The organism is Roseibium porphyridii, from assembly GCF_026191725.2.
Classification (GTDB): Bacteria; Pseudomonadota; Alphaproteobacteria; order Rhizobiales; family Stappiaceae; genus Roseibium; species Roseibium porphyridii.
Map to the genome: position 1 here is coordinate 5,142,274 of NZ_CP120863.1, position 16,750 is coordinate 5,159,023.

Annotated in this window: 15 protein-coding genes; 3 read left to right on the forward strand and 12 right to left on the reverse strand. The window is 55.7% G+C overall.

Annotated elements, in window-relative coordinates; genetic code table 11:
- Positions 1-61: 61 nt before the first annotated feature.
- The 8 genes from K1718_RS23645 to K1718_RS23680 form a co-directional block, all read right to left on the reverse strand.
- Positions 62-1,117, reverse strand: a complete 1,056-nt coding sequence (locus tag K1718_RS23645; protein WP_265680630.1) for a LacI family DNA-binding transcriptional regulator — start codon at positions 1,115-1,117, stop codon at positions 62-64.
- A gap of 99 nt (positions 1,118-1,216) precedes the next feature.
- The gene (locus tag K1718_RS23650) at positions 1,217-2,395 is read right to left on the reverse strand and encodes a BaiN/RdsA family NAD(P)/FAD-dependent oxidoreductase (RefSeq protein ID WP_265680629.1); all 1,179 of its coding nucleotides are present in this window, start codon (positions 2,393-2,395) and stop codon (positions 1,217-1,219) included.
- 84 nt (positions 2,396-2,479) lie between these two features.
- The gene (locus K1718_RS23655) at positions 2,480-3,001 is read right to left on the reverse strand and encodes a GNAT family N-acetyltransferase (protein ID WP_265680628.1); all 522 of its coding nucleotides are present in this window, start codon (positions 2,999-3,001) and stop codon (positions 2,480-2,482) included.
- A gap of 137 nt (positions 3,002-3,138) precedes the next feature.
- Positions 3,139-4,344 (reverse strand): ABC transporter substrate-binding protein, encoded by a 1,206-nt coding sequence (locus K1718_RS23660; protein WP_265680627.1) that lies wholly within the window; start codon positions 4,342-4,344, stop codon positions 3,139-3,141.
- A 94-nt stretch (positions 4,345-4,438) separates the two neighbouring features.
- Positions 4,439-5,404, reverse strand: a complete 966-nt coding sequence (locus K1718_RS23665; protein ID WP_265680626.1) for a branched-chain amino acid ABC transporter permease — start codon at positions 5,402-5,404, stop codon at positions 4,439-4,441.
- 14 nt (positions 5,405-5,418) lie between these two features.
- Entirely contained in the window at positions 5,419-6,291 is an 873-nt protein-coding gene (locus K1718_RS23670) for a branched-chain amino acid ABC transporter permease (RefSeq protein ID WP_152503275.1), read from the reverse strand.
- Positions 6,292-6,296: 5 nt separating this feature from the next.
- A complete protein-coding gene (locus K1718_RS23675; RefSeq protein WP_152503276.1) occupies positions 6,297-7,004 on the reverse strand; it encodes an ABC transporter ATP-binding protein in 708 nt (235 codons plus the stop codon).
- On the reverse strand, positions 7,001-7,771 hold the full coding sequence (locus K1718_RS23680; protein ID WP_152503277.1) for an ABC transporter ATP-binding protein: 771 nt from the start codon (positions 7,769-7,771) through the stop codon (positions 7,001-7,003). Before K1718_RS23680 ends, K1718_RS23675 begins: the two co-directional genes overlap by 4 nt.
- A gap of 616 nt (positions 7,772-8,387) precedes the next feature.
- Between K1718_RS23680 and K1718_RS23685 the strand changes: the two genes are divergently transcribed.
- The 3 genes from K1718_RS23685 to K1718_RS23695 all read left to right on the forward strand — a co-directional run bounded on the left by K1718_RS23685 (position 8,388) and on the right by K1718_RS23695 (position 13,179).
- A complete protein-coding gene (locus tag K1718_RS23685) occupies positions 8,388-10,514 on the forward strand; it encodes a putative bifunctional diguanylate cyclase/phosphodiesterase (RefSeq protein ID WP_265680625.1) in 2,127 nt (708 codons plus the stop codon).
- 238 nt (positions 10,515-10,752) lie between these two features.
- Positions 10,753-12,147 carry an L-serine ammonia-lyase gene (locus K1718_RS23690; RefSeq protein WP_265680624.1) on the forward strand — a complete coding sequence of 465 codons (1,395 nt, stop codon included), beginning with the start codon at positions 10,753-10,755 and terminating at the stop codon, positions 12,145-12,147.
- Positions 12,148-12,159: 12 nt separating this feature from the next.
- The gene (locus K1718_RS23695; RefSeq protein WP_265680623.1) at positions 12,160-13,179 is read left to right on the forward strand and encodes an adenylate/guanylate cyclase domain-containing protein; all 1,020 of its coding nucleotides are present in this window, start codon (positions 12,160-12,162) and stop codon (positions 13,177-13,179) included.
- Between the two features lie 106 nt (positions 13,180-13,285).
- On the opposite strand, the gene K1718_RS23700 is transcribed toward K1718_RS23695, so the two are convergent.
- The 4 genes from K1718_RS23700 to K1718_RS23715 all read right to left on the reverse strand — a co-directional run bounded on the left by K1718_RS23700 (position 13,286) and on the right by K1718_RS23715 (position 16,722).
- The gene (locus K1718_RS23700) at positions 13,286-14,263 is read right to left on the reverse strand and encodes a nuclear transport factor 2 family protein (RefSeq protein ID WP_265680622.1); all 978 of its coding nucleotides are present in this window, start codon (positions 14,261-14,263) and stop codon (positions 13,286-13,288) included.
- Complete coding sequence (locus K1718_RS23705; RefSeq protein ID WP_265680621.1) at positions 14,260-14,481, reverse strand: hypothetical protein; 222 nt, start codon at positions 14,479-14,481, stop codon at positions 14,260-14,262. The genes K1718_RS23700 and K1718_RS23705 overlap by 4 nt, the downstream gene beginning before the upstream one ends.
- A gap of 179 nt (positions 14,482-14,660) precedes the next feature.
- Positions 14,661-15,278 (reverse strand): GntR family transcriptional regulator, encoded by a 618-nt coding sequence (locus tag K1718_RS23710; RefSeq protein WP_152503282.1) that lies wholly within the window; start codon positions 15,276-15,278, stop codon positions 14,661-14,663.
- A gap of 82 nt (positions 15,279-15,360) precedes the next feature.
- On the reverse strand, positions 15,361-16,722 hold the full coding sequence (locus tag K1718_RS23715) for an FAD-dependent oxidoreductase (protein WP_265680620.1): 1,362 nt from the start codon (positions 16,720-16,722) through the stop codon (positions 15,361-15,363).
- Positions 16,723-16,750 lie beyond the last annotated feature (28 nt).

Genomic DNA, 16,750 nt, shown 5'->3' on the forward strand with positions numbered 1-16,750 from the left:
CATTGTCTCCAAAATGCTCACGCTCATATTCCAGGGTCTCACGGAGTGTAGGGCGTTGTTCTCAGACTGGTTGGGTGAGTTCGGGACTTTCCGGCAAATTGTCCTTCAAAAACACATCGATACCGATGCGTTCCTGCCCCTCAATGATCGGTGCGCCATCGCTGAGCGCCTTCAGAACCCGGATCGCACTGCGAATTTCGTGTCCAGGATCCTGCGCTATCACGGCGTCAAGAATGTTCAATCTCAGGGCCTGGCTGGTATAGGGTGTCAGTTCATGCCCCACAAAGACGATGTCACGCGCACGCCCTGAGGCCTGCAAAGCAGCAATCGCGCCACGGTTTCCTGCGCCAATGTTGTAAAGACCGGCCACATCCGGGTGGTCGTTCAAAAGCCTTTGAACCAGATCCTGGTTGCGCGCGTTGTCATCGCGCCCTTCGCGCACTTTCAAAAGCTCCAGATGAGGGAAATCCGCCTCGATCACGGACCGGCAACCGGCAAAGCGATCCGCATGATCCCGCAACCCGAGTGAGCCCGCTATAAGACCAATCTTTGCCGGCTGACTTGGTAGGAAACGCCCAAGAAGCCGCCCTGCTGTCCTGCCGGCGGCCACATTGTCGATGCCCACAAAATGTTGACGTGTCGAAGATGGATGATCCGACACAAGCGTGACCACCGGCACTCCACGATCCTGAAGCCTGTCAATTGCCGCGCGCACTTCCGGGAAAGCCGGAGCAACGACCGCAACACCGTCGCAAACCGAACTGTCCAGAATGGCCAGGGTCCCAGCGACACGGTGGCCATCGAACGCATCAATCGGCTCGACATGGACATGCATCCGGTCGCTGCTCAAGGATTGCGCATGGGTGGCAGCTTCGCGGGTCAGGTCTTCCATGAAGGCATTCGGACCGTTGGGGATCAGGAAATGGAAACGGTAAAGGCGCTTCTTCGCAAGCCCGGCAGCAAACACATCGGGCTTGTAGTTTAACGTGTCGACAGCCTTCTTGACCTTTTCGATGGTTGTTTTGCGCACACCCGGGCGTCCGTTCAGCACCCTGTCAACGGTTGCAAGGCTAACGCCGGCTGTTTCGGCCACATCGTGTATCGTTACGCGCTTCATTCCGACCTCTTCTCCGGCGCAAGTATACCGACGAATGAGGTGCGGTCATCAAAAAATACGCATCTGCGTAAACTGCTGTAGCTATTAATTATTTCTGGGTCAGACGACCTGCCCCGCTGCATGGCCCGAAGACCAGGCCCACTGGAAGTTAAATCCGCCAAGATGCCCGGTGACATCGACCACTTCGCCAATGAAGTAAAGGCCTGATACCTTGCTGGCCTCCATGGTTTTTGACGACAATTCCCTGGTGTCGATACCGCCAAGCGTCACTTCCGCGGTTCGATACCCTTCTGTTCCGACCGGTGTCAGTTGCCAGCGGTTCATTTGCTCACCGGCCCGGCGCAGAACCTTGTCTGATTGGTCCGCAAGCCGGCCCTTGAGCTTGTAAACTTCTGCGAGTTCATCTGCCAGCCTGTTCGGCAGCAGGGAGCCAAGAGCAGTCTTGAGGTCCTGTCTTGGCACCTCGTGCCGCGCTGTCTTCAAGACATCGAACACATCCGCCTCGGGAACAAGATTGACCGAAATCGGCTTGCCTTCCTCCCAATAGGATGAAATCTGCAGGATCGACGGACCAGAGAGCCCGCGGTGCGTAAACAAAAGCCCTTCGCGGAAGGTCGTTTTCTGAAACGACACATTCGCGTCCAGTGAAACACCAGCCAGGCGGCCACACAGGTCTTTGTTCGCATCAGAAAAGGTCAAGGGAACGAGAGCGGCGCGCGGAGCAATAACTTTCAAGCCGAACTGTTTTGCCAGATCGTAGCCGAACCCCGTCGCCCCCATTTTCGGGATGGAGGGCCCACCCGTTGCAATAACCAGCGACTGCGTCCTGAGAGGTCCTTTGGAGGTTGAAACGGAAAACCTGTCATCCGGTTTTTCAACGGCTTTGATATCCGTTTCCAACTGAAGCTTGCCACCGGCGCGTTCCAGTTCGTCAAGTAACATCCGGATGATGTCCTTTGCACTCTCATCGCAAAAGAGCTGGCCAAGCGTTTTCTCATGCCAGGCAATGCGGTGCTGATCAACAAGTGCCAGAAAGTCATGCTGTGTGTAGCGCTTCAAAGCAGAGACACAAAAACGCGGATTCTGAGACAGGAAATTCGCAGGCGTACAATGAAGGTTGGTGAAATTGCACCGCCCGCCACCGGAAATGCGGATCTTGTCGGCGGGTCGTTTGGCATGGTCGATCACCATCACCTTGCGCCCACGCTTGGCCGCCTCAATCCCGCACATCAAACCCGCGGCTCCGCCGCCGAGCACCAATACATCCAGATCACGCATGGGCGGCTGTATAGCGGCTTTCAGAGGCAGCGGTAAGAGATAACTTCATCTCGTTCCGGATCAAAGTTCGGCGGTCAATTGTCGCTATGAGCCTAGCTCGATCGCTTCCAGTCTTCGAACCATGATGATGTCATCTACCTGGCGGCCCTCGTGCACGAAACCAGCGGGGATTCGACCTGCTTCGACAAAGCCTTCACGCCGATAAAACCGAAGAGCCGACTGATTTTCCGCACTTGCGGAGAGTTCCAGCTGCTGCACGCCATGCGCAACCGCATATGCTACGACAGCCTCCAGAAGATCCTTGGCAACCCCCTTGCCGCGCAGACCCGCACGGACATAGACCATCACAATCGTGGCACGGTGCGCCATCTTGCTTGCGCTTTGTCGAAGCAAACCGGTGATGCCCACAGGCTCTTCATTGAGGAAAGCTACAAATACGGGACTTTCCAGACGTCGGCGCCATTCATCGTCTGAAAGTTTTGTCCAGTCTTCATAGCTGCTTGCGAAAGACGCCGGTTCCAATTGGAGAGCTTCCAATCGGATGCGCTTGAAAACCTCAACTTCATTGCTTCCGATACGTCTGACGTTTGCAATTTGATGGTTCACATGCACCTCCGGAACATGTTTGTCATGCGAAATTCAAGTCTGCGGGTCAAGACACTCTGCAAAGCCAAGGACAGCAAAAAACCGGCGACCCTTTAAGGTCGCCGGTTTCGTTGCTTCGCCTTATTGCTTGAAAGGGCTTACTTCATTTCCGTCAGCATCTCGAAACCGTTGGAGCCGACTTCCCAGAGCGCATAAGTGCCCGGGACATCGCCATTGGCGTCGAAATTATGGTCGCCCGCAGCACCCTTGTAGTCGATGGCAGTGCCGGCTGCGATCAGCTCTTTCGCCTTTTTCCACTCACCCGGCAGAATGGCTTCACCTTCGCCGTTGGAAACCTCGACCATGGCAGCAGCCGCACCGGCCTTGTCGCCGCCGGCCTTTTCAAGCGCAAGCGCCATCAGGAAAGCTGCATCATACGACGTGCTGACGAAGATCGCATCCGGATCGCCACCGACAGCCTTGAAAGCTTCGTTGAAGACATCAAGCGACTGAGACTGTTCACCGACCGGTGAAGAGGCCACAAAAGTGCCGAGGTTTTCAGCGCCCAGTTCATTGATGATGGCGTCGGATTTCATGCCATCACCACCGACAAACTTGTCGAAGAAGCCGTTTTCCAGTGCCTGACGCAGGATCGTGAGACCTGTGCCATCGCCATAGTCGAAGATGACCAGCGTGTCAGCGCCACCCTTCACAAGTTCTGCAAGGTTCGAGCGATAAGACGCCTTGCCCTCTTCATGGGCTGCAAACTGGGTGATGTCACCGCCGAGTTCATCGACATATTCGGCCTTGAACGCATTGGCGAGGCCGGTGCCGTAGTCGTTGTTGAGGTAAGCAACCGCAACCTTGCCATAGCCCTGTTCTTTCAAGGTACGCGCCAAGGCACGACCCTGATAGTCATCGGACGGCACAGTGCGGAAAACAGTTCCCTTGTCCTCAAGGCTTGTGATTTCCGGAGACGTGCCGGACGGGGTGATCAGCGTGATGCCTGCAGGAATGGTGACGGACCCGGCAGCCGCCAGAACTGCGCCGGAGCAATGCGGGCCGACAATACCGGCAACGCCTTCAATGTTGACCGCTTTGGTGGCGGCGTCCGTACCATTTTGCGGATTGCAGGCACTATCGCCGACAACGCCGACCAGCTTTTCGCCGTCGCCGATGCCGCCTTGTTCGTTCACCTGCTGGATCGCAAGCTGCGCAGCGTCGACCATGGCTGGCGCCATGGCGGCGATCGGTCCTGAAATACCGCCGATCAGGCCAATCTTGACATCTGCCTTTGCAGGAACAGACGCAAGCGCAGTCGCGGTCATCAGGCCAGCTGCAAGCGCAATAAGCTTGGTTTTCATAATGAGTACCTCCTCATAAATCCGGTCTTTGCCGGGTCTTTGGGTTCTTTTGCCCCCGTGTCGCAGTGTTGCAGGCACGGGACCTGGGAACGGACTAGTGTGGCTCCGTACCCGATTGCGATGTCCGCCTGTCGCCTCGCAAAGGCTCCGGTAACAGGCCCTCTGGCCGAAACCGCAGAACCAGCTGCAGCATCAGGCCGATCAGGAACAGGCGGATGTATTTCGCCTGGACCGCATATTCATGCGGAAGTCGGTCCGTTGCAATCTCTGAAACAGACCAAATGATCCACACAACCGCAGCACCCAAAATCGCGCCCCGATTGTTGCCTGACCCGCCGAGGATCAACATGATCCAGACGAGGAACGTGGCAACCATTGGGTCGATCGCCTCAGGCGTGATCGAGCGGTTGAAATGGGCGAACATCGCCCCGGCGAGCCCCATCAGGGCTGCGCCGAAAATGAATGCTTCAAGACGGCGGAACTCAACGTCCTTGCCCATCGCCTTGGCCGCGCTTTCATTGTCACGGATCGCCCGCATCATGCGCCCCCAGGGAGCATTGAACTGACGCTCCACCAGAAAATACGCTGCGGCCAGAACCGCAAGCACGATGGCGAGATAGGCAATCTGGGACTCCATGTAGCCAATGTCGCCAGCCGGGCGCGGAATGCTGGATATGCCCCGCGCACCATTTGTGAGCGCCGGTTCGGACTTGATCACCAGGCGAATGATTTCGGCAACGCCAATGGTGGCAATTGCCAGATAGTCCGAACGAAAGCGAAGACATATCTTACCGATCGGCCATGCAATCAGCCCAGCGGCAAGCATCGCACCGAACCAGCCAAGCACGAAGTGCAGATCGAAACCGCCAATACGCCCGTCATCGGCGGCCGTCGACAGGATTGCAGATGTATAGGCGCCAACAGCAAAGAACCCGGCAATACCAGCGTTGAAGAGACCGGCGAAACCCCATTGGATATTAAGACCAAGCGCAAGGAGCGCATAGATCGCGATAAAGATCGCCATGAAGAGGGCGTAGTTGACAAGACCCAGAATTTCCATGTCCGACCCTCCTCTTACAAGACCTTGCCCTTGAGCAGCCCCGTGGGGCGCACAAGCAGCATGAACAACAAGATGGCAAAGGCCATTGCGGCCTTGTATTCGCTCGGAATGAAGAGAACCGACATCTCTTCCGCGATGCCGACGATCAGTCCGCCAAGCACGGCGCCTTCAACCCGCCCAACACCCCCAAGAATGGCGGCTGCGAACATCGGCAGCAGCATGTGCCAACCCATCATGGATTTCAGCTCGGTGTTCAGGCCGAGGAAGAAACCGGAAGCCGCACACAACCCACCGGCGATCCCCCAAGTCAGCATGACCACCTTTTTGTTGTCTATGCCGGACAGTAGCGCAAGGTTCGGATTGTCCGACATGGCACGCATCGCCTTGCCCCATTTCGACCGGGTCAGAAACAGTTGCAGGACACCCACAAGGGCGACCATCGCCAGAACCGTATAGATTTCACGGTCGCGAATGCGCAGGCCGAAATAGTCTTCCGGTCGCACAATCCCGCGCGTGTAGGTTTGAGTGTCGACACCCCAGACGACCTGAACCACCGACCTGACCATAAGCGCAATGCCGAGCGAGGCCATCACAGTGACGATTTTCGGGCGCTCGCGCAGGTGCTCATAAAAGACCTTGTCGATGCCAATTGCGACGGCTCCCGTTGCAATGATGGCAAATGGCAGAGCCACAAGCGGCGATATGCCCAAACTTGTCACAACGGCCAGAGCGATGAACGCACCAAGCGTCGCCAGATCCCCGTGCGCAAGGTGGGCGTAGCGCAGAATGGCGAAAATCAACGTGATGCCAACAGCGCCGAGCGCATAGATGGATCCCAGCACGATACCTGGAATGAGATAGAAATTTATCAGCTCCAAGAGGTCCATTCCGGTCAGCCTCCCAAGAACATTTCGGCGACTTCACGGTCGGCAAGGAGTTCGCCCCCGGAGCCTTCGTGCCTGTTTTTACCAGCTGCAAGGACATAGCCACGATCGGCAAAAGCGAGTGCCTGCTTGGCGTGCTGCTCGACCAGCAAAATGGCAACACCGGTATCACGCACATCGCGGCAGATCTGAAAAATCTGTTCCATGTATTTCGGCGACAGACCTGCTGTCGGTTCGTCCAACAGCAGCAGCTTCGGGTCCAGCATCAGGGACCGGCCCATGGCCACCATCTGGCGCTGGCCGCCAGACAAACTTCCGGCCAGTGTCTTGCGTCGTTCTTTCAGGTCCGGAAACAAGGCATAGACGCGATCATAGGCCGCCGAGAGGTCACCCTGCTTCAGAAACCCGCCCATTTCGAGATTTTCGTGGATCGTCATTTCCCGGAAGATATTGTCGACCTGGGGTACATAGCAGATACCACGCTGAACGATCCTGTTGGGTGCCCATCCGGTGATGTCGTCACCGTCGAACAGCATCTTGCCGCCCCGGATGTTCAAAAGACCGAAGACGGATTTCATCGCTGTGGATTTCCCGGCTCCGTTTGGACCAACGATGACAACGATCTCGTCCTGATCCACATGGATGGTCACGTCCTGCAGGATGTCGGCTTCGCCGTAGCCACCCGTGATTTTGTCCATCGAAAGAAGTGCGTTCATGCAGCATCTCCCGTGGTTTCGCCAAGATAAGCTTCCAGCACCTGCGGGTTCGAGCGTACGGTTTGAAAATCCCCCTGGATAAGGACCTGACCCTCTGCCATGCACACAACCGGCGCGCAGAGTTTTTCAATCATTTCCATGTCGTGTTCGATCAGAATGAAAGTGTAACCGCGCTCCTTATTCAGGATATCAATCTTTGCTTCCAGTTTGCGCAACAAGGTTCTGTTGACACCAGCAGCCGGCTCATCAAGCAGAACCAGTTTGGCGTCGGTCATCATTGTCCGACCCAGTTCCAAAAGCTTCTTCTGCCCGCCGGACAGGTTGCCGGCCGGCTCGTGAGCGACATGGCTCAGCTCCAGAAACTCAAGTGTTTCATACGCTCTTTTCTCGACATCTGACTCTGATACCCTGACGCTTCCCCAAGCGAACCAGTTGGAAAAGAGGCGCTCCCCAGGCTGTGACGGCGGCACCACCATCAGGTTTTCCAGAGCGGTAAGCTTGTGGAATTCGTGCGGTATCTGAAAGGTGCGCACCAGGCCTTTGTGAAACAGTTGGTGGCTTGCCAGCGGAGTGACGTCTTCGCCGAGGAACCGAATACGCCCGTTTGTCGGCTGCAGAGCACCGGCTATCAAATTGAACAAGGTGGTCTTGCCCGCGCCGTTCGGACCGATCAGCCCAGTAATACTGCCCTTCTCGACACGGAACGAGCAGCCATTGACCGCCTTGAATCCGCTGAAATCCATAACGAGCTCTTCAAGCTCAAGCATTCATGCTCCCCGCCGATCCCACGGCCTGTTTTTTTCTTTCATTGACCGCAGCGTATCGGCGAACAGTTCTTCAAACAGGGCGCAAAACGGCCCGCATCAGCGCGGCATTCAGCCCTTCTAACTTCATTGTCAGGGCAATCAACTCAAAATCTCCAGGTTCCACTACAGAAAGGGCAAGATTTTTCAAATTCCCAAGAACTCTGGAACGTTCAATCCAGTTACTGCGTCGGTCATCAAAAACTTACGGCGCACAAGAAGCAACACCGCCACCTGGTGGTTTCTACCGCCTGCACTTCGCGCATAGTTGCTGCGAGCGAAAGAGCGCACCCAAAAACGCCCATCATTGCCTTGGCTCACGTCACTCTTGAAGGGGGACTTCTTCGATCGGTCTGGCGATGAGCAAGTGCACATGAGTGACAGACTTCGATGACACTCTCCTTGGAAAGTCAGAGACTTCGGCTTTTTTGATACTGGCAAAAATTACAATACCCGGCCTCTCTGCTTTAAAAAGCGTCTTTTGTGTACAGATAAGGTCCGGTTTCTCTGCAGTTCTTCTTATTTGGAATTGCGCAGCTGTTTACGCCAGCTAAACTGAATTGGTGATTCACTCGGACTTGTGGGCCCAGTCCATTTAGCATTTGGCACCCAATCGCGAGGCACCAAACTGGCCGATACAGTAAACCTGCGTTACCTCGATGCTGAAGCCGGGCATCTGCCGACGGACACCACCGCCGGTCATTTGATTGATACTGGTTTGATCGGGTCAATCTATGACCGGCTTGATACCGCCGTCTGGATCTTTGATTTCGACCAGAAACGGGTTTTGTGGGCCAATCGCAAAGCGCTTGAAGTCTATGACGCGTCGACGCTCGAGGAACTCAAGTCCCGCGACCTGGGTGCCGACATGTCTCATTCAGTGGATCAGCGGCTCAGGCAGTACCAACAGGACTTCACCAACCGCGACGTCAGCTTTTCGGAAATCTGGACACTCTATCCCCGAGGGAAGGCTCAGGTTCTCCAAGTTGTTTTCAGCGGCATTCATCTTCTCGATGGGCGTGTTGCAATGCTCTGCGAAGGCCGCCCCCACCACGAGCAGCAACCTGAAACACTGCGCAGTGCAGAAGCGCTTCTGCATACACCTGTCATGATTTCGCTGTTTTCGATGGACGGCCATCCGATTTACCGCAACACCGCATCGCGTGCGGTTTGCTGCACGTTTGAAACCACTTTCGCGGACCAATTTGTCGATCCTGGTGAAGAAGCTCACCTCATTCAACTCCTCGAGGAAGAACGGTCGTCCAGGCGTGTCTCGCGTGTGAAAACCCGCGGAGGCAATCGCTGGCATGAATTGACAGTGCGCACATGCCACGATGCGGTTTCTGGCCAACAGGCCTATCTAGTCAGCGAAATTGACGTCACCGAATTGCATGAAACCAAGGAGAGAGCCCAGTATCTTGCCAGCCACGATACGCTGACAGGCCTTTCAAACAGAACCTACCTGAAAGAGCGTCTTGCTCAGGTGCTCAAGACGGCGTCCGATTGGGGACAGAGTGCGACGCTCTATCTGGTCGACCTCGACGACTTTAAAATGGTCAACGACTCGCTCGGCCACGCAGCCGGAGATGCGTTGCTGCAGCTGATCGCCAACAAGCTGACGGAACTCGCCGGCCCGGACGATATCGCAGCTCGTCTTGGCGGTGACGAGTTTCTGATCTGCCACATCGAGAAGCCCGGAGGTCGCAGTGCGGACTGGTTCGGCCAGGACCTGTTGCAAGCCTTCGCGGCGCCGCAACTGATCGACGGCAAACCCCGACATATCGGACTGAGCATCGGTTACGCACATTTTCCGGGCGATGGCCAGACCATTGATGAATTGATGCGGCACGCGGACCTTGCCCTCTATCAGGCGAAAACGGACCCGAAAGAAAAATGCGTCCAGTTTCAGCAACACATGCGCCTGCTGAGAGATCAGCACCTGGCAATCAAAAAGGATCTTGAACGCGCTATCCGCGAACATGAATTCACGCTTCATTTCCAGCCGATAGCCTGCACGCAGACAGATCGGGTGATCAGCGCCGAGGCCCTGATCCGCTGGCAACATCCCGAAAGAGGCCTTGTAGCGCCAGATGACTTCATTCCCGTTGCGGAGGAAACCGGGCTGATCAATGAGATCGGCGAATGGGTCAACCGGCAGGTCTGTTCCATGCAGGCGCGTCTGGCGGAAATGTCGCTGCCGCTTCCGCTGGCGCTCAATGTTTCACCGCGCCAACTTTCAGATCCTGATTTTGTCAGCAAGATGAAGGCCCTGCCAATGGAAACAGGGTGCGATCCTTCTATGCTTTCGATTGAAATCACCGAGGGTGTGCTGCTGGGTGACATACCAAATGCGCTGGAAACACTTTCCAGTTTGAAAGAAGCTGGCTACCGGATTGTCATTGATGATTTCGGAACGGGTTACTCCAACCTTGCCTATCTGCACAACTACCCGATTGACGGCATTAAGATAGACCGGGTTTTCATGGAAGATGTTGAAGCCGGTGGTGCGATCGTGAAGCTGGTCCTCTCCTTGGCGTCGGCACTTGGCGCAGATGTTGTGGCGGAAGGTGTCGAAACCATCGAACAGCGCCGATGGTTGTCTGAGAACGGTTGTCATCGGTTTCAGGGTTACCTTTATTCAAAACCTGTTCCGGAAGACCGGTTTCTTTCTATGCTCCATACGCAATCGCGTATCGCGACGATGTAGGCGCGCCAGAAACGAACCACAGTCATCGCCTGAAGAAGGCGAAGTCGGGTGCTTTCCCGGTTCGTTCGGGTATTTGCATTTTTTCCTGAAAAATCCGGCAGAAGCGCGCGACTGTTTCGTGCAATGTCGCAAATGGCACAAATTTTCGCGTTTGAACGCTCCAGCCACATACTCTATCTGGTAGTGTCAATACGTAGTTCAAACCCCATATTTCTTCTTCCTTGATGGCTCTGGTGACATGTTCATAAGCGTCTTCGACATCTTCAAAATCGGCATTGGGCCGTCCAGCTCACACACGGTTGGTCCAATGGTGGCTGTAGCTCGTTACCTTGACCGGGTCCGGGGTCTTGCCGGTGCAGAGGCCAAGGCCTCGCGTCTTACAGTGACACTTCATGGTTCGCTCGCATTCACAGGCAAAGGCCATGCCACGGACAAGGCTGTCTGCCTGGGACTGCTCGGTGCCAAACCGGACACGCTTGATCCCGATGACGTTGAACCGCAGCTTGACGTGTTGGCGCAAAGGAAGACGCTCCAGATACCGGGACTTCCCGAACTACAGTTCGATCCGGACCGTGACGTGATTTTCGACTACGGTCCTTCGTTGCCTCTCCATGCCAATGGCATGACATTCCATCTCTTGGATGCAAGCGGCGCTCTTATCGATACGTTTGTCTATTACTCGATCGGTGGAGGTTTCGTGGTCAGTGAAGCGGAACTGCGCAAAACCACAAACGAACCAGTGAATGAGCTGGCCACCCAGGATGTGCCGCATCCCTTCACCAGCGCCAAAGAGATGCTGGAAATGGGGAAAGAAGCAGAGCTGTCGATTGCGGAAATGAAACTGCAAAACGAGTGCAGCGACATACCTCAGCATGAGGTCGAAGAGGGTATCGACCGGCTCTGGTCGGCAATGGACGCCTGCATCAATCGCGGCATCACTCAGACGGGCATCCTGCCCGGTGGACTGAAGGTCAAACGCAGAGCAGCCGACATTTATCAAAAACTCATCCGCGAAGGCCGGACGAACCCGCCTTTCGAGCATAATGTCGTCGACTGGCTCGGGGTCTATGCCATGGCTGTTAATGAGGAAAATGCCGCCGGAGGCCGGGTTGTGACAGCGCCGACAAATGGCGCTGCAGGCGTCATCCCGGCCGTGACGCGATATTACCTCGATCATTGCGCGGACGCCGACCAGGCCGGCATTCGCACATTTCTCCTGACGGCTGCGGCTGTCGGCGGCATCATCAAGGCGAATGCCTCCATTTCAGGCGCGGAAGTCGGATGCCAGGGAGAAGTCGGCTCTGCCTCAGCTATGGCTGCCGCAGGTCTGTGCGCTGCACTTGGCGGCACCAACGAGCAAATCGAAAATGCGGCGGAAATTGCCCTGGAGCATCACCTCGGTATGACCTGCGATCCCATTGGAGGTCTTGTTCAAGTCCCTTGTATTGAGCGAAACGCACTTGGTGCGGTGAAGGCTGTTACGGCGGCCTCCCTTGCCTTGCGCGGTGATGGCTCACACTTCGTTCCGCTTGATGGTTGTATAGAAACCATGCGGCAGACCGGTATGGATATGATGGAACAATACAAGGAAACGTCGAAAGGCGGACTGGCAGTCAACATCGTTGAATGCTGAGCCGACGCCGGAATGCCTGCCGCCAACAGACTTAGTCGGAATTTGCGAAAAATTCTGCTGATCACTGCCTTGTCGGGGCTGGCCGGTCTCATGATTGGTGTGGTTCGCGCAGGCGAAAACAACTTCGCAATCGAAGCGGCATATGGTGCGTTGACTGGCACGATCATCGGTTGCGGTTGCACATGTTTTGAGTTTATCGGTTTCTCGAACTCCAGACTGCGCGCTGCGCGGCGCCTTCCACCTGTTGCACTCCTGATTGGAAGAACCCTTGCCTACAGTCTGGTTATCCTCTTTGGTCTCGGCATCTCGAGTGTCCTGGTAGGGGACGTCCTGCCCTGGCAGGAGCCTGAATTTTCTGAAGTCTTCCTGATATCCGCGACCGTTGCATTTTTCATGTCCGGCGCTGTGGAAGTCACCCGGCTGCTGGGTTCGGAAGCAACACTTTCGCTGGTGTCGGGACGCTACAACACGCCCCGACTTGAAACCCGTGTCGTCCTCTTTGCAGATCTTGTCGGCTCGACCGCCCTGGCCGAAAAGATCGGCGAACTTGAGTTCCATGTGTTTCTGCAAGATGTCGCCCTTGACCTTGCCGGCCCCATCGAAGACACGCGTGGCGCTGTCCACCGATATGTCGGCGACGCGGTGATTGTGACCTGGCCGCTGGAAAGCGGGGTGAAACAGGCTGACTGCCTGAGTTGCGCACTGGAAATGCATAGGACGCTGGCCACACATGCCAGCCGCTATCGCAAAAGGTTCGGCACCGAACCAAGCCTGCGTGTCGCCCTGCATTGCGGCCAGGTGGCCGCAGGTGAAATTGGTGACTGGAAGAAAGAAATTGCCCTGCTCGGCGACACGATGAACACCACGGCGAGAATAGAACGCGCAGCGAACTCTCTTGGCAGTGACACAGTGCTTTCGGATGCGCTCGTAAAACATTTACCTGAACAGGCCCGAACGAGCCTTCGCCGGCTGCCCGATTATAAAGCCCACGGAAAACAGGAACCGCTGCGTCTCTGGACAACGAAGATCTGAATGGCAATTGTTTGAGTATTGAACCGGGCCATCACACATTGAGGCCGGTTTGCGCACATAATTGCACTCTTTCTGGCTGTGTCAGTTTCTTACCTGCCGAAACACATCACACATCATGTCTGTCGGCACTGAGCAGCACGCGTACGAGTGCGGGCTGTGACCTGACACCGACTTTGTCATAGATGCGCTGCAAGTGGGTTTTCGCCGTATTCGGGCTCATATCTAAGGCAAGGGCTGCTGTGGTCAGGTCCTGACCGTCGACGAGTTGACGTGACAGTTTCTCCTGTGTCTCAGAGAGGCGATAAACCTCAGAGGCAGTGGTTATCTGCAAACTGAGACGCTCAGAATCGTCAAACGTTACCAGAAGCTTCCCGTCTCTCAACATAGCCCAGCAAACATGCGCAAAACCTTCATCATCCTGTCCCAGCGCCACGACACGGGTGACCGCCTCTTCACCGACACGCGGCGTGTGATGGGCCCGCATCTGGGCAATCCAGGTTATTGCGTCTTGCAATTCATTCAGGGCTTCCGGTTCTTTTGCCCAGAGCTTGCCAGCCCTTGCACAAAGCCTTGGATGATGGGGAAGCCGTTCCTTGGCCGCTTCGTTTTGCCAAAGCAACCGTCCAGTTTCGTCAACCTCCACCAAAGGGGCGTTGACATGGTTGACGTGTATCTGAGTGCTGACGACACATGAGATCTTCCAGGTCCCCTTGACCTTCTGCAAGATCTTTACCTCGTGATACTGTCCGGGGCAGGCCTTCGGAATTTCGGACATATCTCCGATTTGATCGTAGCTGACCCATGCCATTTCAGGGCTCAACACAACATTGAAATTCTTTCGCTGGAATCTCCAGGGTGGTTGCCACTCGAACGGGCCGGACGTGATGCGCTTCATCTGCGCCCGTATTTCAGCGCCGGCCGTGACGGTGACACCGGTACGTACATGCGTTTGTATACGCCGGATTTCAGGGGACTCGAGCCAATAGCTTTGCCAGGCCTCGTAGTTACGCTGCAGATAGGCCTCCGTTTCAGCCTCAATAACTTGCATGATGGCAGAACGATCATCTGCGGGGTCCAGTGTCAAATTGCAGCCCTTTGTTTTTCCAGTCTTCGAAACCTTGCAGCTTCTGATGATCGCAAGAACCGGACAAACCGTTTCAAGCTGGCAACCGCCTCAACCATACCATCCACAAGGCCGGTCATTTTGCCAGATTGCACATAATATTCGTCTTCTCCGGCAGGATCGAAGCTGTTCATTTTGTGCTGGTGAAGCCCAACGGCGGTGAGTGCTTGCAGGTCCATTTGAAACCTCCTGTCCCAATTTTGATGAACACGAGGATAGAAGGTGCGACGCCGACAGCCTGTCATACGCGAGGACTACAGCAGCCTGTATTTAGTGCTTTGAGCTGCCCTGGAAGAGATTTATCCAGGCGAACAGTCGGTCTGCTCGCAAGCCAAATGAAGCGTTGTGCACAAGAACATCAATTCTGTTGCAGGCGGGTCTTGTGCGCGTGGGAAATGTGACGGCGCGCAGCAGTTTCGGCAGCTGTGCAATCGCCCTCGGCGATTGCCTCAACGATGGCCGCATGTTCTTCAACCGCAGTTTCACGGCGCTCAGGCGTATCAAGCGTCGTGCCTGCCATCAGGATCAGTGAAAGGCGCAGGTGCTCGATCTGATCGACCAGATATCGGTTGTGCGACGCCAGACACAGGCGGCGATGAAACTCCCTGTTTGAACGCACGAGGCCTTCTTTGTCGGCAATACGCTTGCGGTCTGCCTCGACAAGGTCCTGCAGTATCTCGATTTCGGGACGGGAGGCATGTTTGGCCGCCAGTCCTGCAGCTGTTCCTTCCAGGACCTCGCGCATGAAATAGACCTCATTGATCTGCCCGTGATCGAGCGTCGGAACGACCATGCCCCTGTTTGGCTCATGGACGGCAAGCCCCTGTGCTTCCAGACGCTTCAATCCTTCGCGGATCGGTGTGCGAGAGACGCCGAATTCTTCGGCAAGATCGGCCTCTCGCAGGCGATCACCGGGTTTCAAAACCCGTTCTTCAATGAGGCCAATAAGCCGCCGATAGATTTCAGATCCATTCATGCAATCTGGTTAGCTGCTTGCCGGGGATTGCGCAAGAGACGCACCGGAACCTGATGGCTTCAGCTTGAACAATTGGCATCGCCTAGTGCAAACGCACACCCTGACGCACTAGCTCCGCCTGCAGACGGACAATGTCCATTGAGGCCAGATCCATGCCGTACTTGATCGAGAGCGCAGCGGCAACGCCCGCACCTTGCCCGGTCACGGTGCAGCACATCATGTTGCGTGTGGCGGCGTGGCTGACCTTGTCACCACCTGTGGCCCGGCCGGCAACCAGAAGATTCTTAACGCCCTTTGGAAGCAACGTTCTATATGGGAGCTGAAAATAGCGGCCCGTTGTCGGCAGGATCAAGATGCCATAGCCATCGATGAATTCCGGAAAGATCCCGATGCTATCCTCGAAGCGGCCTTGTTCACGAACATCAGTCTCAGTCATGTCATAGGCGGCCAGAATTTTTCGGGTGTCGCGGATCCCGACAGTCATTCCAAAATTTCTGAGTTTTGCGCCGCTGCAGCCTGGCTGAAAGCGCTTCAGGGCTTCCACGGCCAGCATTGCCTGGCGTCGCCCTTCAATTTCATTCCGTGTCATTGATGCCGGGTCGGTACCATCGCACTCAGGGAGGTGAACGAGATTCAAATAGGTCAGGTCACCACTGTCATAAACGGCCCCCCAAGTGCCGGAGATGGTGGACAGGGATGCCGGAATGAGCCCCGCGTCCATGGCCTGTTCGAACGGCTTACGCAGAAAGGGTGAAAACATCTGGTCTTCCTTGCCGGTTGTTTCCACCGACCATTCCCCGCTTTCCCAGTCCTTATAGGTTTGTGGGTCGGCCTTGACGGCGTCCATGAACTTCTTCTTGTCGACACCTGTCATGGAAAACATCACCGAGGCCGCCTGCATTTCTTCGACCGGGGTTTTCTTCGTGGCGGCACCGGCACGAAACGCGACATCGGCATCCCCGGAGGCATCGATTACCCGTTTTGCCAGGATCGCTTCCCTGCCCGCTTTGCTTTCGGTGATGATGCCGCAGATCTCATCGCCATTCATGATTGGCGCAGCGAAAGACCTGTGCAGCATCGGGTGTATACCGGCCTCTTCCACAAGATTGTCGGCAACCAGTTTGAAGCCTTCTGCGTCGATTGCGTGGCTGTCTGATTGCGGTTCCGGCGTTGCTGCTCCAGCAGCGCGCGCCCGATCTTCAAATTCCCTGCCAACCCCTTCCGTGTCGATTGTTTGCTCATGCCTGTACCAGGCAAACCCTTCAACACCGACCGCTGTAATGTTTCCGCCAAAACACCCGAACCGCTCGACCAGTGAGACATCCACACCCGCGCGAGCCGCCCCAAGCGCTGCAGCAAGACCGCCAGGACCCGAACCAACCACCAGCACGTCGGTTTCATGAACAACGTCAATGTCGCGCGCGGGCTCGGTTATCCTCTTCACGCTGTCTCCAATTCATGCGTCATCTGTC

What these genes read in the sequence shown, in the direction of transcription:
- K1718_RS23645 (WP_265680630.1), bottom strand. Translation starts at nt 1,117, where the DNA reads ATGAAGCGCGTAACGATACACGATGTGGCCGAAACAGCCGGCGTTAGC.
- K1718_RS23650 (WP_265680629.1), bottom strand. Translation starts at nt 2,395, where the DNA reads ATGCGTGATCTGGATGTATTGGTGCTCGGCGGCGGAGCCGCGGGTTTG.
- K1718_RS23660 (WP_265680627.1), bottom strand. Translation starts at nt 4,344, where the DNA reads ATGAAAACCAAGCTTATTGCGCTTGCAGCTGGCCTGATGACCGCGACT.
- K1718_RS23665 (WP_265680626.1), bottom strand. Translation starts at nt 5,404, where the DNA reads ATGGAAATTCTGGGTCTTGTCAACTACGCCCTCTTCATGGCGATCTTT.
- K1718_RS23670 (WP_152503275.1), bottom strand. Translation starts at nt 6,291, where the DNA reads ATGGACCTCTTGGAGCTGATAAATTTCTATCTCATTCCAGGTATCGTG.
- K1718_RS23675 (WP_152503276.1), bottom strand. Translation starts at nt 7,004, where the DNA reads ATGAACGCACTTCTTTCGATGGACAAAATCACGGGTGGCTACGGCGAA.
- K1718_RS23680 (WP_152503277.1), bottom strand. Translation starts at nt 7,771, where the DNA reads ATGCTTGAGCTTGAAGAGCTCGTTATGGATTTCAGCGGATTCAAGGCG.
- K1718_RS23690 (WP_265680624.1), top strand. Translation starts at nt 10,753, where the DNA reads ATGTTCATAAGCGTCTTCGACATCTTCAAAATCGGCATTGGGCCGTCC.
- K1718_RS23695 (WP_265680623.1), top strand. Translation starts at nt 12,160, where the DNA reads ATGCCTGCCGCCAACAGACTTAGTCGGAATTTGCGAAAAATTCTGCTG.
- K1718_RS23705 (WP_265680621.1), bottom strand. Translation starts at nt 14,481, where the DNA reads ATGGACCTGCAAGCACTCACCGCCGTTGGGCTTCACCAGCACAAAATG.
- K1718_RS23710 (WP_152503282.1), bottom strand. Translation starts at nt 15,278, where the DNA reads ATGAATGGATCTGAAATCTATCGGCGGCTTATTGGCCTCATTGAAGAA.